The following is a 16,513-nucleotide window of genomic DNA, read 5'->3' as shown; positions in this document are numbered from 1 at the left end:
CTTAAATATAGTTATTCCCTAACTTACAAAAAAGTTTTATTACTATACTAATTTATAAAAATATGTTATTCTACTACTTTGTAAGAACTGACTTAGGAGGACTTTACATAATGACCAATGATATGACAACTGGAAATCCCGTTAAACTTATTTTGTATTTTTCTATACCTTTATTGATAGGTAATATATTTCAACAATTCTATAGCATGGTTGACACTATAATCGTGGGAAGATTTGTTGGTATTGATGCTCTTGCAGCCGTAGGTTCTACTGGCTCTATGGTCTTTTTAGTTAATGGTTTTGTTGTTGGGCTAACTAGTGGTTTTGGAGTACTGATTTCTCAAAAATTTGGTGCTAAAAATGAGAATGCTATTAGAAAAGCTACAGCAAGTGCAATTAAACTATCTATAATTTCAATAATACTTATTACTGTTATAAGTGTAATATTTGCAAAGCCAGTGCTTAGATTAATGAATACTCCATCAAATATAATAGGTGACGCCACTACATATATAACTATAATTTATGCTGGTACTGTAGCAACATTCGCTTACAATATGGTTTCAAGTATTTTAAGGGCTCTTGGCGATAGTAAAACTCCATTGTATTTTTTGATAATCTCATCTATATTAAATGTTATTTTAGATTTAGTTTTCATCATTAATTTTTCAATGGGAGTTGCGGGTGCTGCTTATGCTACAATTATTTCTCAAGGTATTTCCAGCTTATTATGCTTTATTTATACTTCAAAGAAATATACCATCTTAAAATTTAAAAAAGGTGACTTTAAACCCAATAAAACATATGTCAAAAGGCACTTAAGGATAGGCATACCAATGGCTTTACAGTTTTCAATAACAGCAATCGGTATAATGATAGTTCAAGGTGCCTTGAATATATTTGGATCAGCAATTATAGCTTCATATACTGCTGCTTCAAAAGCATTACAGCTTGTAATGCAGCCTTCAATAACCTTCGGTGTAACTATGTCCACATATTGCGCTCAAAACCTTGGTGCTAAGAATTATAATCGTATAAAAGAAGGCGTTAGAGAATGTACTAAGATATCCATAGTTACCAGCATAATATAAGGATTAATCCTTATATTCTTTGGAAAATACTTTGTAATGTTATTTATAAATAGTCCTGATGAAACTATATTAAGGTCTGCATCACAATGCCTTAATATAGCTGCAATATTCTTCATTCCACTTGGACTTATATTTATATATAGAAATGCTCTTCAAGGAATTGGGGAATCTTTTATTCCAATGATGGCAGGTGTTTATGAGCTAACAGCAAGGGCTCTAGCAGCTTTTATACTGCCAAGATTCTTAGATTACCTAGGAATTTGTTTGGCTGATCCTATAGCTTGGATAGCTGCTTCAGTTCCTCTAGCCTTTACATACTTTAGAAGAATAAAAACTTTAACGGATGAAAACATCAATTAAAGTAAACATAAAAGAAACCTCTGTACATAGAATTAATCTACAGGGGTTTATTTCACTTCTTCAATAGTCAGATTCACATTGTTTACTGCTGTCATTCCTGGAAACTCTTTCACTAAATCAACTAATTTTATCTGCATAATTGATATTCCCCTCTCTATCCATAGTATATAGTTGTTTTTATATCATTAGGATTATTTACTAATGCACTAATAATAGCCGAACACGTTGATAACTCTTTAATTTCATTATTCTTCCCCTCTATTAATATAGGCACATATTGAGGTTTATATGGAACTTTAGAATTAACTTCTTCAAAGAAATAATATTTTTTAAAGCTACCATACTTTTTTAAGCTTTCTTCTATCTCTTCTCTCATGTCCTCATCCCCATACTTAAACAGTTTTCTATTCATAAGACGCATAGACAAATCTTTAAGTATAGCATCACTACTTTTCTGCATAATATAAATTCCATAACCAGCCACAGTTTCATCTAAATCTAAATAGTCATGAATTAGTATCTAGCCATTATATAATCTTCTACAGCATGAATTCCTGACTCTTTTACTTTTAATATTTCATTATTAATCATACTTATACATAAATACTTTATAATTTCTATATCAATTTTATAGTTTTATTCATATTATAAATTGTAATATTATGGGAGTGATTTATGTGGATAATAGAAATAACTGCTCTTTTTATAATAATCCTAATTACTATGAGCATTTAATAGAATACAGAGGTAATTTTTTAGAAGAAATATCTAAAGTTTCTTATGCTTGCGGAGATATAATAAACAATCGATTTGCTATCGTCTCAGTTAAAGCCGGCATGATTGATAATTTAATTTTAGATGTCCCATCTATTTTATTTGTCAATTTTAGAGAAATGTTTATCTTAGAATCTACTTCTCCTGAAAATGTGAGCAATATATATCAGGTTAAATTAAACCCTTATCTATCTTTAGACGGCTCAGGCATTTTAGTTGGTATAGTTGATACCGGAATAGATTACTTAAATCAAGAATTTATAAGAGAGGATAATACATCTAGAATTGATACAATTTGGGATCAAACATCACCTTCTAATGAGGGTTCATCCCTTTTTATTGGGAAAGCTTACTCAAATGATGATATAAATAAAGCTATACAAGCTCAATTAAAGGGTGAAGATCCTTATAATATTGTACCATCAACAGATACAATTGGTCACGGAACTGAGATGGCTGGAATAATTGGTGCTAGAGGATATAGCAAAGAATTGAAAGGAGTTGCAAATAATTGTACATTTGCTGTAGTTAAATTGATTCAATCTGCTACATTTCAGCATGACCTTAAACTAAATGGATTTGAGTTACCAGTATATAATACGGCAGAAGTGGTAGCTGGTATAGAGTATCTACGCCAATATGCATCCGAAAAAAATAAACCAATTGTTATTTTTCTTGGGTTCGGTTGTACTGATTATAGTCATGATGGCTCTGGATTATTTGCAAAATATATAGACGAAGTTGGATCCTTTAGAGGAGTTGTAGTTGTTACCAGCACAGGTAATGAAGGTAATGCTGAACTACATTCATCTGGATATATAAATAATATAGGAGAAATTAATACATCCGAATTAAACTTAACAAAGCAACTAAACAACTTATCTTTTAGAATATGGATAAGAAAGCCAAATAAAATGTCACTCAATGTTATATCTCCATCTGGACAAAGTACAAAATTTATTACCTCAAAATTATACAAATCAGAAACTTTTTCTTTTGTTTATGAAGCAACAAAACTAACCCTTAAATTCTATGTACCCGATAACGTTACAGGAAATCAAGTAATAATTTTGACCTTTACCGATATAAAACCCGGAATATGGAAATTACAATTAAAAGGTGAGTATATTGCTGATGGAAGATATGATATATGGCTTCCTCCTGCAATAACTCTTCCGGAAGGTACAAAATTCTTAAATTCTGACCCAGAGGTAACATTATCTCTCCCTTCCAGTTCCAAAAAAATAGTTTCTGTGGGATACTATGATCAAGAATCAGACTCTATTGTAGGTAAATCCGGCAATGGTTTCCCACTAAACACTTATATTAAACCCGATATTGCTGCACCGGGAGTTAATATACTTACTACATCTTTAAGCAATAAAACTACTACGGTCTCAGGTGCATCTGTGGCTGCAGCAATAACGTCAGGAGTTTGTGCTCTACTTCTTCAATGGGGAATTGTAGAAAGAAATGATTTAACTATGTATGCATCAAAGATTATTAGTTATCTAATAGCTGGAGCTTCAAGAAAGCCTTTTGATATATATCCAAACGCTCATTGGGGATACGGAAAACTAGATTTTTTAGGAACAATAAATGCTTTGTCTGGAACTAGAAATCTAGAATCTCAAAACAATTTTGACCTTGAATATTCCCTAAACAATATGCTTTTAAGATTTACATTAAAAAAGGAGGTATTATTCGGTGATGAAACATTTTTCTAATGCACCACCATCAGTCTTTACGAGTCCCGAATATCTCCATTATATTGCAGAATATAACGGAGATATAGAAGCAGAAGCTTATCTTGCTCCAGATTATTATATAACTATAATGGATGAAAAATTCGCAATAATATCTTTAAAGTTACAAAATATTATTGAAGACTCATTTACCTTGTCCAATAATCCCTTTCCATCTGTTGTCTATATAAACAGATTATATTTATATACCATGCAGGCACTTAGCCCTATTATTGCTGCAAATATTAATCTAACTCAAATACAGCCTCCTTTTTTCTTAACAGGAAAAGGTGTTGTTGTTGGAATTATTGATACCGGGATAGATTATTTAAGCAAAGAGTTTATGAATGATGATGGAACATCTAGAATTCTCGGTATATGGGATCAAACTATTAGTAACCCTAATTCAAGCGGAAATGTTCCCTTTGGAACTGTGTATTATAAAAATGATATTGATAACGCTATAAAAGCATATAACGAAGGAAAAGATCCATATGAAATTGTTCCTTCAAAAGATACAGATGGTCATGGTACTGCAATGTCGGGTATAATAGGTGCTAAAGGTATTAATCCTGAAATTAAAGGTGCTGCTCCTGACTGTAATTTTGTGGTTGTAAAATTAGCAGAAAGCCTAGCTTTAAAAAAAGCTTTAAACCCGTCAGTTCCTGTTTATGATCAGGCTTTTTTAATGATGGCTATAACTTATCTTTATGAATATACGCTATTTACTTTAAATAAACCTACAGTAATATATCTACCACTTGGTGCCTCTTTAGGAAATCATAAAGGTGATGGATTATTAGAATCCTTTATAAATAATATTTGTAATAATAAAGGAATTGCTGTAGTTACAGGTAGCGGCAATCAAGGTGATAGTGGCGGTCACACTTCTGGTTATGTAGATAAAAAAGATACATTTAAAGATATCCAATTATATATCTCAGATCAGCAAAAATATCTTAGATTGGAAGTTTGGGTGGATAAGCCTAATATTTGTTCTCTAGAAATTATCTCCGCTTCTGGAGAAACTTCCGGCATCATGACTGCCCTTCTAAATAGAGAACAAACAATCAACTATATTTTTGAAAAATCTAAGGTAAAAGTAAAGTACTATCTTCCTGAAGCATTATCTGGTGATGAATTGATAGAAATTGACATGAATTACCTTACACCAGGTATTTGGAAATTAAGATTATATCCTGATTATATTTTAAATGGAAGTTATAATATATGGCTTCAGCAAAAAGGGCTTGCATTAGGTAATACAGGATTTACTTCCCCAGATCCTTATGGTACTTTTACAACCCCATATGCCCCTCAGATTATTAAAGTAGGCGCTTATAATCAAAATAATTTCAATTTAGTGGAGTATTCAGGAATGGCATTTCTGTATAATCCAAGCGCAATTGATATAGTGGCTGGTGGTGTAAATGTAACCGCCCTTGCCCCTGGTAATAAAACTATGATAGTAAATGGCACCTGTGTATCTGCTGCTGTAGTAGCCGGCGCAAGCGCATTAATGTTTCAGTGGGGCATAGTTGATAAAAATGATCCAAATATCTATTCTCAAAAATTAAAAACTTATTTATCAAGAGGAACAGCTAAAAGGCTAAATGATTCATATCCTAATGCAGAATGGGGATATGGTGTTTTAGATATGATTGGTGTTTTTAGATATTTAGAGTAATAAAAATACCTTATGTATACTTTTATAAATATGCATAAGGTATTTTTTTACGCACCCAATTTGTCAATAAATAGATATTAGCATAGTATAATAATATAAATATAATGACGGTGAATCGTGGAAAACTATAATAATATAAATATAATAAGTGAGCTTATGAAAGCTTTAGGCTGTGAAGATTATGAGTCAATCAAGTCTAAGTACTGTAAAGACAATGGTTGTAAATGCAAAATAGATCCTTCCGGCGGTGCTGATAGCAATTGCTGTGATAATATAGACCTAGATATAAAAGGCGGATTTCAAGACATAGATCCTATTTTATTTTCTATAATTGGAGAAATCTTAGGAAATATATTTGCTGGAAAACTCCCCTTTAATGTAGCAAACTCTGTTGCAAATTTTTTAGCTTTAGTTGGCCAAATACTTGAAACTTATGCCGCTCAGCAACAGTATCAACAGTCTGGTCCAGGCAGATTTTTCAATCCAGCATATAAAAATATCACTAATCCATTTTGTCAATCTGTATGTGAAGATGATAAAAATGGATGCTCCAATTCCTCCTTATATAAGTCCAATGAAAAAATAGAAAACATAGAACTCCAATTAGAAATTATAACCAATTCTTTAAAAAATTTAGATAATCGTCTATGCCTAATTGAAAATAAACTTAATAATTACAATAAAAAATTATAAATATATTAAAAGGATAATTGGTGCTAAATATGAATTATGAAGATGCTTTAAAGAATTTGGAGGAAATTTTAAAGAAATGCGGATATAAAAAATGTGATTATGAAAGTTTTAAAGATTTAAAATGCCATTTTGATCCTTCTGCTGGTGCTGATACAAATTATTGCAGAAATGCTAACTCTGATATTCCTAATGGATTTCAGGACATCGAACCTATGCTTCTTGTTACTATTGCTGAAATTTTAGCTAATGCTATATCGGGAAAGTTTCCTGCAAACGTATTAAATTCTTACGGAAATTTTCTACAACTCATAAGTCAAATAATTTCAACCTACAACGCCCAGCAGCAATATCAGCAGTCTGGTCCAGGTAGATATTATAATCCATCCTATAGAAATGTAACAAATCCTTACTTCATCAATTCTTCTCCTACTTCCAGTGATGGAGGAGAGCAAGCTACAGTCCGTTCCTCATCTAATGAAAAAAATAGAACTAACTTAGATGAAATAAGCACACTAAAAAAAGAAATAGAAAATTTAAAAAAACAAGTAGAATCATTAAGGAGGTAATATTTTTAATTACCTCCTTATAATTTAATATTCAACAACATAGTTACTTTTATCAATTACTTTTACATTATGATTCTTTTGAAGATATTCTATAATCAACTCACTAATATCGGTATTTATTTCTTTTATACATTCTGCATTTTCATAGCATGGATAAATAGCTGTGTTGCTAGCACGGTAATTATTTAAAACAATTGTGTAGTAATCTTCTAAATTAATATCTATACCATTCTTCTTCATAGAAACAACACGATTACCAAATTCCTTTGATAAATTAATTGTATATGTTAACCCTCCAAACATATCATAATTATAATTTTGGATCTTAGGCACAAGAAACTCCTCATTTATCTCAACTTTACCATCTTTAACAACAAAATATGTAGCGCTCTTTTCAATAGCTTCCTTAAGTTGTTTTCCTGTTATCTTAAGAATTTTGATAGTATTAGGATAAGGATAATTTATTAAAACATCCCTTATAGAAACTTCTTTTTTAAATCCAATGGCACTATCAAATAATGATAAAGCTGAAAAGTCTGCATTAGAGACATCAAGCTGAACTTGATGAAGAAAATTTATAAATGGATGTCCTTTTAGCCTTGCTTCAAAAATGTCATCCATTAACATATCTTTATCAAAAGTTCCTATTTCTCTATCTAGATATTTTTGTAGTTCTCCCTCTATCTCTGTAAAGATACCTTCCAAAGATTCATCTATTCTTTCATTTAAAGAGCTAACTTTTATAAGCTCATAACTCGTTTTTTTAGTATCTGTATCAAGAACAATCTTAGTAAAATTTTCACCATTATGAATTGGCTGTGCACATATTACACCCTTTATTTTTGTTATAAATGATCTATGCTGATGACCACTTAAAACTATATCTATTGAATCGAATTTTTCCAAAAGCTCACTTGCCTGATTTTCTTTAGTCAACTTTTCTGTAGGAATCATATCATCATTTAAACTTTTTTCAAAGCCACCATGATAGCATACTATTATCATATCTGATTTTTCTTTTAATTCTTTCTCATATTTCCCATACATCTCTACTGGATCTAAAAACTTTAAATTAGGAATATTTTTTTCATGCTCCCAATTAGGAATAAAACCTGTAGTAAGTCCTATACATCCAATTTTGAATCCATTAAAATCAAAGATAGTATATGGTTTGCTTTCAAAAGGCAACCCTTTAATGTTTGCATTTAATAATTTATTTGATACTTTTTTATAAGCACTGCTTAAATATTCTAATCCATAGTTAAATTCATGATTACCTAAAACATATGCATCATATTTTACAGCCTCTAGACATTCTATAATAGGATTGTTTTCCGTCTTTTGTTTAGATAAATAATGTGCAAGGGCTGATCCTTGAATTAAGTCTCCACAATCTATTTTTAGAGACGCATCATAATTCTTTTCATCATTTAATATGTAACTTCCTATCTTTAAAACTCCCAATGATTTTTCAACTACATAGTTGGTTGGATATACATATCCATGTAAATCACTAGTTTGATATATAACAATTTTCATGATTCTCCTCCATTACAAAGGACTGCCTCAAAATAATTGAAGACAGCCCCCTTATACTTATTTGAAATTTACTATTCCCAGATTGATTTTAAAGTAGTCTTAAATCCTTCTAGTGTTTTATTTACATCAGCTGTATTTGGTGCAGCTAAAATTGTTTCCATAACTGTTCCAGCTTCACGGTATGCAGCATCAGCCCCTTGTAAAACTGGGTTTGTGTATAAATTCTTAGTTGCATTTGATAAGATTGGAGCAATTAAGCTTCCGCTATTCTTATATTGATCTGAATCAACAGCACTCTTTCTTACAGGCATATATCCTGTTTCTATAGCCCATTTAACTTGGTTATCTTTAGTAGTTAAGAACTTTAAGAACTCATATGCTGCAGTTTTTTGCTCTGCTGTAGCACTAGAGAATACATATAAATCAGTACCTTGTTGTAAAGATACAGTAGTTGGTGATGGTGCAGCACCTACTTCGAATTTATCGCCAACACCTTTTTTAACAAAATCTTCACCAGCATTTGATCCAACGTACATAGCTACTTTTTCATTTCCAAATGGTCCTGATAAGTATTTATCTGTTCCAGCGATTCTAAAATAGCCTTCTTTTATTCCATCTAAATAATAATTTACAGCAGCTTTAGATTCATCACTTGTTACATCAAAATTTGAATCGTATGTCTTACCTTCAGCTTTTAAGAAAGTTGTATAATATGTATGCAGAGCGTCAACTCCAAATCCAGCTATACCTTTTTTAGCTTTTATTTCCTTAGATACAGCTTTAAGCTCTTCATAATTTGTTGGAACCTTTAAATTTAATTCATCTAAAATAGTTTTGTTATACCATAAAACTTCTGTTGATTTATTAAATGGCATTCCATATATTTTACCATCAATTTTAACTGTTTCTCTAAGACTTGGTAAAATATCTTCATAGTTATCAAACTTAATTTTTTCATTTTCTATGTATGGTGTTAAATCAGTCACCATATTTTCCTTAATCGGATTGAACATCCAATCAGGATATGCTTGAGTTAATGTTGGTAAATTATCAGGACTTACAACTGTAGCTGTAATCTTTTGTTGTAAATCTGGATAAGTTGATTGGTTTTGTAAAGTTACAGTAATGTTTGGATTAGCTTTCATAAACTCATCTGTTAAATTTTGTAGAGATTTTTCTTGTGCTCCCTGCATTGCATGCCAAAATGTGATTTCTACTGGTTTAGTAATTTCTGTTACTATTTCCCCATTATTTGCTTCTGTTTTGTTTTTAGATCCGCATCCAGCCAATACAGTTACAGTTGTTGCTGCTGCAAGAACAAGCGCTAATAGCTTCTTGTGTTTCATATTTTATTCCTCCTATGTTATATAGTTTGACCTTTTTCTGGTAACAATACATCTCCAGATTCATTATAAAGTCTTTCAGGATGATAAGAGTGTATAGGCACTAATAGTTTAGGTTTAATTAAGTTTATTACCTCAATTAAATCATAAGGATGCGCATGACCACTACATGAAGCTCTTACGAACTCTACATTATGCTCTGCAAATGAATTTACAAATGGCTCATATGCAGGGTCAAAATCACCAAGTGGTACCGCATTTGAGTGAATATAAATTCCACCTTCCTTCAATTTATTTATATGATTCATAGCAAGTGTATCTAGTTGCCAGAAAAATTCACCTTCATCATTTAATAAATCTTCGAATTCTATTTTAAGACCTCTATCTAAACCATAGTCTTTTCCATCTAACTCATAATAATACGCTTCATAACCAGTTGCTTCTTTTAAAACATAAGCATAATATGAATCTAAAACAACTTTTCTTGAGTTAGTTTTTATTATGTTTGAAATTCTCTCGATATTAGAAATATAGTAGTTAAATGTAATCTGCTTATTAGGATTACTATTTACAATTTCATTTATGGTTTTCAATAATTCTTTTTCATTTAATATTTCATCTGAACTTATCTTTTCATCAACTTCTTGGAATGATACACTAACACCTTCAATTAAGAGAACATCACAGTTTTCACTTTCCTTGCAGAAATTTAAAGTATCATGCTTTCTATATCCATGAAGTCTTATATCGCCAGTATATGATATAACCAAATCAGGTGTAGTTATAAGTAAGCCTGATGCTCCATATGCATCATGATCCACTGGCATTACCTTTACCTTAATATCTCCAACTTCTATAACTTCATTCTCTTTTACTCCCACTATATCTCTAGTATTTTTTCCTTCATTGACATGAAGAGGGAAAAGAAAATCATTATTTATATTTAATGTATTAAGTAAAGACTTCGTTCCTTCCAATGTATATAATGGTATAGATGGATTCAAGTAATTTATTATCTTTGAATGATCTAAGTGAACATGTGATAAAAATACTGCAGTATTTTTAAAGCTGTCTTCTTTAGATTCAAATCCTTTTACAGGTATTCTAGGATCAAACATATTATTTATGTATGGTACTAGACCTGCATCTATCAATCCATTTAATTCTGTTGGCTGAACAGGAAGTTTTGGATTGTACTCACTTCCAAAATCGAAAAAGATATGGCTATCTTCATATGCGATTTCTATAATAGTTCCTCCAATGGTAAGAATACCATTGTGAAATGTAATTTTTGTCTTTTTATCCTTTAACGCCACTCTTAACAACTCCTCTAATAATTTGTTTTCTAAATACTAGGTATAGAATTAAAATTGGCACTATCGCTATTGTTGAGGCTGCCATTTGAAGGTGAACATTTGTACCACTTTCACTAGCAAACGAACTCAATCCATTACTTAGCAATCTTAACTCTTTAGTATTAGTTACAAGGATTGGCCATAGGAATGCATTCCACCCATTAATAAAACTTAATATTCCCATTGTAAATAAAGCTGGTTTTGATAGAGGAATCATTATTCTTTTAATAAACTCTAAATCTCCACATCCATCAACCTTTGCTGCCTTATAATAAGATATTGGTATACTTGTCAAATATTCTTTTAAATAAAATATATAAAATATACTTGCTAAAGATGGAAGTATTAATGCAGTATATGTATCAAGCAAATTAAGTTGTGCAATGGTTTGATAATTAGTAAATACTGTCACTTCATAAGGTACCATTAATAATGCAGCCATAGCCATAACTAAAATATTCTTATACTTAAACTCTAATTTTACTAAAGCAAATGCTGAAAGTACTGAAGTTATAATTATTCCTAATGTAGTTACTCCTGATACAAAGATTGTATTGAAGAAATATCTAACAAAAGGAGCCTGCTTCATGGCTGCTGCAAAGTTTTCCCACTGAGGCTGATTTGGGATTAATGTTGGCGGAATACTAGTTGCCTCTTGATAAGTCATTAAACTTGCTAAAATCATATATACAAAAGGAAATAATGTTATCAACGCCATAACAACAATAAAACCTTTTGATAAAATCGTACTAACTTTTTTCATTCTTTCACCTACTTAGATATTCTTTTCAAGATACGATTCTGAATTACCGTAAAAAGCAAAATCAAGATAAATAATATAACTGCTGCAGCCATACCCTGACCATACCTATTCTCAACATAGAATTTGTTAAAAATGTAGAAAACAGCAGTTGTAGCACTGTCAGCAATACCAGCTTTTCCATTAAATATAGCAAATACCTGAGCATACACTTTAAATGCACTAATAAAATTAACCATTAGTAAGAATGTAATTATAGGTATCATTTGTGGTAAAGTTATTCTAAAAAACTGCTGAATCTTAGTTGCTCCAAACATATCTGCAACTTTATAGTAATTAGAATCAACATTTCTTAGTCCAGAAAGTAAAATAATTATATTAAATGCCAATCCTGACCATATTCCAAATATGATAAGTGTAGTCATACTCATACTAGGGTCATCTAAGAAGTTTATTGTGCCTACATTAAATATTTCTAGTATGTAATTCACAAATCCATATTCTCCATTTAATAAATATCTAAATACAATACCGACAGCTATTATACTTGTTAAATATGGTATAAAAAATATTGTTTCACAAATGTCTTTATGCTTTATCTTATCGTGAATAGTAATTGCAATAAACATAGCAATTATAAGTCCTACTGGTACAACAATAAATGCATATAGTGCCGTATTAATTAATGCTGTATGAAATTTCGGGTCACTTAATACTATTTCAAAATTTTTAAATCCATTAAATTGTAAGTTATTTAATGTTCCTTTCTGGAACGACATTACAAAAGTCTTTATTAATGGGAGAACACTAAAGATCCCAACTATTATCAATGCTGGTAAAAGAAATAACCATGCCTGTGGTGAATTCTCTGCTCTATATTTAAACTTTTTCATTAGTACACTCGAACTCCATTCTCTTGGAAAATATAAATACTCTTATAATCGATATCAAATCCTACCTCATCGTCCTCTTTGATATTTTTAGATATATCTGTTATTGACTTTGAGTGTGTGTCGTTGATATTAAAATTAACTATACAGTCTTTACCAATTAATTCTATTGATTCAACATTGACTTTAAATAATGGATTTTCACTTAGCTCAAAATATTCTGGTCTAATTCCAACATAGTATTTACCCTGATTTAATTCTCCTTTAAATCTATCATTGCTTAGAAGATTCAAATCAATTGAAAAATCTTTAGATTTTAATGCATCGCCCTCTTTATTCATCTCAAATATATTGATTATAGGATTTCCCATAAACTTAGCCACAAAAAGATTTTCCGGTTCTAAGTATAAGTTTTGAGGGATATCAAATTGTTGAACAATACCTTCATTCATTAATACAATTCTGTCACTTATAGATAATGCCTCTTCTTGGTCATGTGTAACAAAAATAGTTGTAATTCCTATTTCTTTTACAAGCCTTCTTATTTCCTCTCTTATTTTAAGCCTAAGTCTTGCATCTAGATTACTTAAAGGCTCATCCAATAAAAGAATCTTAGGACTTTGAACTAAAGCTCTTGTTATTGCAACTCTTTGTTGCTGTCCTCCAGACATTTCACCAGGTTTCTTATCAGCTAACCCCTCAATACTTGTAATCTTCATAAATTTTTCTGATATGGATTTAGCTTCTTGTTTTGATTTCTTATTCTTTCCAACTGTTAGAGGAAACATAATATTTTCTAAAACTGTCATATGAGGATATAATGCATAATTTTGGAATACTAACCCTATGTTTCTATCTTTAGGATGTTTATCAATAACTGATTCATTATCGAACTTAATATCTCCACTTGTAGGGTCTAAAAGTCCTGCCAATAAGTTTAATATTGTTGTTTTACCGCATCCACTTGGACCTAATAGGCATATAAGCTCTCCCTCATTAATTTCAAGATCGATGCTTTTTAAAGCTTCATACCCATTACTGTAAACTTTTTTTAGTTTTTCAATCTGTATCATATTTCACCTCTGTTATTTTTACCTTTATCATATTGTTTTAAAAGATAAAGTTTGATTATGGCTTTCAGAAAAAATTCTTTATATATAATATATATCATTTCTACAATTTTTGCATATACTTTTTTGAACTTTTTATATTATCTTTTTGTTTTTTTAATATAGCTCGAAATTTTTTCATTATTTTGAATTTTCTATTTTAAGAATTTAAATGCGAAGTTTAATGTATTTAAATATCTATTTTAAGAATTAACCATAAAAAATAATAGATAAACATAAAGGAAGGTCGTCCTTTCTCTATGTTTATCTATTATTTTAAAGCAAATGATTCACAATCAGTGCACTCAACTACCTTAGGATTTGATTCGTGGGTTGCAACTTTAATTTCATTTAAAGTACAGTAATCTTCTGAGTAATCATGGAACTTACATTGTTCTACTGTACATTTTATTGATGTATTCTTTGACATAAAATATTACCTCCTCACTTCATCATAATTTTAGTTTTTCTAATAAATCAAATAATATTCTCGCAACATTTACCATTTAGGATACTGGAAAGTTTACACAACAAAAAGAGGCCACTTGAAGTCAAGTGCCTCTACTCTGTATTTAAACAGATTATGATGATTCAATAATTTTTATGCAATATTCTTTTTCTTCCTGTCTACAATAACTGCTGCTCCTATTACAAGCATAATTATTCCAAAAGCTACTGTGCTTTCTGTAGACACTACTGAACCTGTTTGTGGAAGCTTTTCAGCATCTTCAGTGTTTTTATCATTATCTACCACTGGTGCATCAGGTGCTTTTCCATTTATTAATGGATCAGTGTAATCAAATACAAGATGTTCTCCATTTAATGCCTTTAGTGATTTAACTAATGCATCTCTTATTGGAAGATTTGTATCTTTCATGTCTATAGCGCCGGTGAAATCGTATTCATCTCCACCTGTTGACATAAAATCGTTTGTTACTACAGTGTATAGCTTATCCATTTCTATCTTTGTTCCGTCATCAAGGAACATATCACTTATTCTGTTTCCAGCTTCTTTATCCTTGTCATAATATACTTTTAATCCTGAAACTTGTACCCATCCATATTTGTCATTATAGATACCATGTTCAATAACTTTCTTTAACTGCTCTCCAGTTAACTTCATTGTAACTAATGTATTATCAAAAGGCATAACTTCGTAAAGTTTCCCCATTGTTATATCTCCCTTAGGAATAGATGTTCTAAGTCCTCCACCATTAGTTATTCCAATTTGAGTTCCTGCCTCTTTTCTCATAACATCACAAGTCCATTGTCCAAGTGGTGATGTACCTTGATGCTTAAATCTATCATGGCTTAATTCAGTATCTGTAACTCCAACTACTTGAGCTAAAACTGGTCCAAGTTCCTTTTGGTATTTATTATATATTTTTAATGCATTTTCGTCATCCTTTAATGTATCTGGTCTTTTATATAAAGTATCTGCATTAGGTACTATTGATACTAATTTATTGTCTTCAGTAAAAGTCATTTTTAAATTTGCTAATGTTCTTCCTGCATAGTATCCTTCAACTATAGGTTTTCCATTAACATAACCTGACACTTGATTATGTGTATGTCCTGCTATTATTCCATCAATACTAGCTACTTTAGTTAAGTCTGTAGCTTCTCCGGTAATTGTATAATCTTTAGCTTGTGATGCACCTAAATGTGTCAAAGCTATAACTACATCTGCCTTTCCTTCTGGAAGACTACCTGACTTTAATTTATCTGCCCATTCAGTTGCTGCTTTCACAGGATCTCTAAATTCTAATCCTGCTACATTTTCAGGTTTAGTTTTAAATTGTGTTTCTGGAGTTGCAAGACCTACAAATCCTATCTTAATTCCATCTTGTGCAACTACCTTATAAGGTTTTGCATAGTTTATAGGCTCACCTGTGTTCTTATCATATATATTACATGCTAAAAACTCAAAACCGCCATCCTTCTGCCATGTATCCATATACTTTGTTCCCCAGTCATATTCGTGGTTTCCTATGGCAGAAGCAACTAAACCAATTTCTTTAAACATCTCAGATACTGGTTTTCCATAAGTAAGGTTTGACATTGCAGTTCCTTGATAGTTATCACCACCAGAAACTACTATAGTGTTAGGATTTGCTTTCTTATATTCCTTAACCGCTCCCACAAATTTAGCCATTCCAGGTGTTTTTCCACCAGAATCTAACGCTCCATGAAAGTCATTAAATGAAATTATGTCTATGACTTTATTGCCGCTCTCTAGTTTTGGAGAGTTTTCGTCTGCTCTTGCTGTAATTGAAGTAGATAGTCCTACTGTCATCATTGCTGCAACAAGTAGCGATAAAAATTTTCTTTTACTTTTAGATTTTAACATTTGATTTATTCCCCCTTCTTTATGTATAATAAATCTCATCTATATTATATATTTTTCCAGTTATTAAATCAATTACCTTTACTGTTTATAACATGAAAATAACTATTCTTAACACTCATCCTTCATCTCTTGATTTTAGCATAGGAGTTCTTTTTCATTCAGTGCTATATTCTTTTATTCACTGGCATAGCCATGGGTTTTCAACGCAAAAAAAAGGTTCAAATGGATGTTTTTCAGCCCCATCTGAACCC

The 16,513-nt window shown here is 30.8% G+C and carries 13 protein-coding genes and 1 pseudogene; 5 read left to right on the top strand and 9 right to left on the bottom strand.

Annotated elements, in window-relative coordinates; translation table 11 throughout:
- The first annotated feature begins 110 nt into the window (after window positions 1-110).
- Window positions 111-1,451 (top strand): annotated as a pseudogene (locus tag KQH81_RS05215) (MATE family efflux transporter).
- Window positions 1,452-1,605: 154 nt separating this feature from the next.
- Here the strand turns inward: KQH81_RS05215 and KQH81_RS05210 are convergent.
- Window positions 1,606-1,911 (bottom strand): hypothetical protein, encoded by a 306-nt coding sequence (locus KQH81_RS05210; RefSeq protein ID WP_027638896.1) that lies wholly within the window; start codon window positions 1,909-1,911, stop codon window positions 1,606-1,608.
- Between the two features lie 217 nt (window positions 1,912-2,128).
- Between KQH81_RS05210 and KQH81_RS05205 the strand changes: the two genes are divergently transcribed.
- The 4 genes from KQH81_RS05205 (at window position 2,129) to KQH81_RS05190 (ending at window position 6,916) form a co-directional block, all read left to right on the top strand.
- Window positions 2,129-3,952: a S8 family peptidase gene (locus tag KQH81_RS05205; RefSeq protein WP_230029037.1), complete on the top strand. Its 1,824-nt coding sequence runs from the start codon at window positions 2,129-2,131 to the stop codon at window positions 3,950-3,952.
- Window positions 3,936-5,657 carry a S8 family peptidase gene (locus KQH81_RS05200; protein ID WP_206153042.1) on the top strand — a complete coding sequence of 574 codons (1,722 nt, stop codon included), beginning with the start codon at window positions 3,936-3,938 and terminating at the stop codon, window positions 5,655-5,657. The genes KQH81_RS05205 and KQH81_RS05200 overlap by 17 nt, the downstream gene beginning before the upstream one ends.
- Window positions 5,658-5,774: 117 nt before the next feature.
- Window positions 5,775-6,350: a hypothetical protein gene (locus tag KQH81_RS05195; RefSeq protein WP_035770762.1), complete on the top strand. Its 576-nt coding sequence runs from the start codon at window positions 5,775-5,777 to the stop codon at window positions 6,348-6,350.
- Between the two features lie 29 nt (window positions 6,351-6,379).
- Complete coding sequence (locus KQH81_RS05190) at window positions 6,380-6,916, top strand: hypothetical protein (protein WP_027638899.1); 537 nt, start codon at window positions 6,380-6,382, stop codon at window positions 6,914-6,916.
- 24 nt (window positions 6,917-6,940) lie between these two features.
- Here KQH81_RS05190 and KQH81_RS05185 read toward each other — a convergent pair whose 3' ends face one another.
- From KQH81_RS05185 to KQH81_RS05150, 8 genes are all read right to left on the bottom strand, one after another.
- Entirely contained in the window at window positions 6,941-8,455 is a 1,515-nt protein-coding gene (locus tag KQH81_RS05185) for a bifunctional metallophosphatase/5'-nucleotidase (protein WP_027638900.1), read from the bottom strand.
- Between the two features lie 71 nt (window positions 8,456-8,526).
- On the bottom strand, window positions 8,527-9,801 hold the full coding sequence (locus tag KQH81_RS05180; protein ID WP_027638901.1) for an ABC transporter substrate-binding protein: 1,275 nt from the start codon (window positions 9,799-9,801) through the stop codon (window positions 8,527-8,529).
- 17 nt (window positions 9,802-9,818) lie between these two features.
- Entirely contained in the window at window positions 9,819-11,114 is a 1,296-nt protein-coding gene (locus KQH81_RS05175; protein WP_027638902.1) for an MBL fold metallo-hydrolase, read from the bottom strand.
- On the bottom strand, window positions 11,098-11,916 hold the full coding sequence (locus tag KQH81_RS05170; protein WP_027638903.1) for a carbohydrate ABC transporter permease: 819 nt from the start codon (window positions 11,914-11,916) through the stop codon (window positions 11,098-11,100). Before KQH81_RS05170 ends, KQH81_RS05175 begins: the two co-directional genes overlap by 17 nt.
- An 8-nt stretch (window positions 11,917-11,924) precedes the next feature.
- Window positions 11,925-12,806 (bottom strand): carbohydrate ABC transporter permease, encoded by an 882-nt coding sequence (locus tag KQH81_RS05165; protein WP_230029036.1) that lies wholly within the window; start codon window positions 12,804-12,806, stop codon window positions 11,925-11,927.
- Complete coding sequence (locus KQH81_RS05160; RefSeq protein WP_027638905.1) at window positions 12,806-13,876, bottom strand: ABC transporter ATP-binding protein; 1,071 nt, start codon at window positions 13,874-13,876, stop codon at window positions 12,806-12,808. The genes KQH81_RS05165 and KQH81_RS05160 overlap by 1 nt, the downstream gene beginning before the upstream one ends.
- Window positions 13,877-14,183: 307 nt before the next feature.
- On the bottom strand, window positions 14,184-14,342 hold the full coding sequence (locus KQH81_RS05155; protein WP_074845789.1) for a DUF1540 domain-containing protein: 159 nt from the start codon (window positions 14,340-14,342) through the stop codon (window positions 14,184-14,186).
- 171 nt (window positions 14,343-14,513) lie between these two features.
- Complete coding sequence (locus KQH81_RS05150; protein WP_051196253.1) at window positions 14,514-16,262, bottom strand: 5'-nucleotidase C-terminal domain-containing protein; 1,749 nt, start codon at window positions 16,260-16,262, stop codon at window positions 14,514-14,516.
- Window positions 16,263-16,513 lie beyond the last annotated feature (251 nt).

The organism is Clostridium cadaveris (assembly GCF_020911725.1).
Taxonomy (GTDB): Bacteria; Bacillota; Clostridia; order Clostridiales; family Clostridiaceae; genus Clostridium_X; species Clostridium_X cadaveris.
This window is presented reverse-complemented; position numbering and strand designations above follow the sequence as displayed.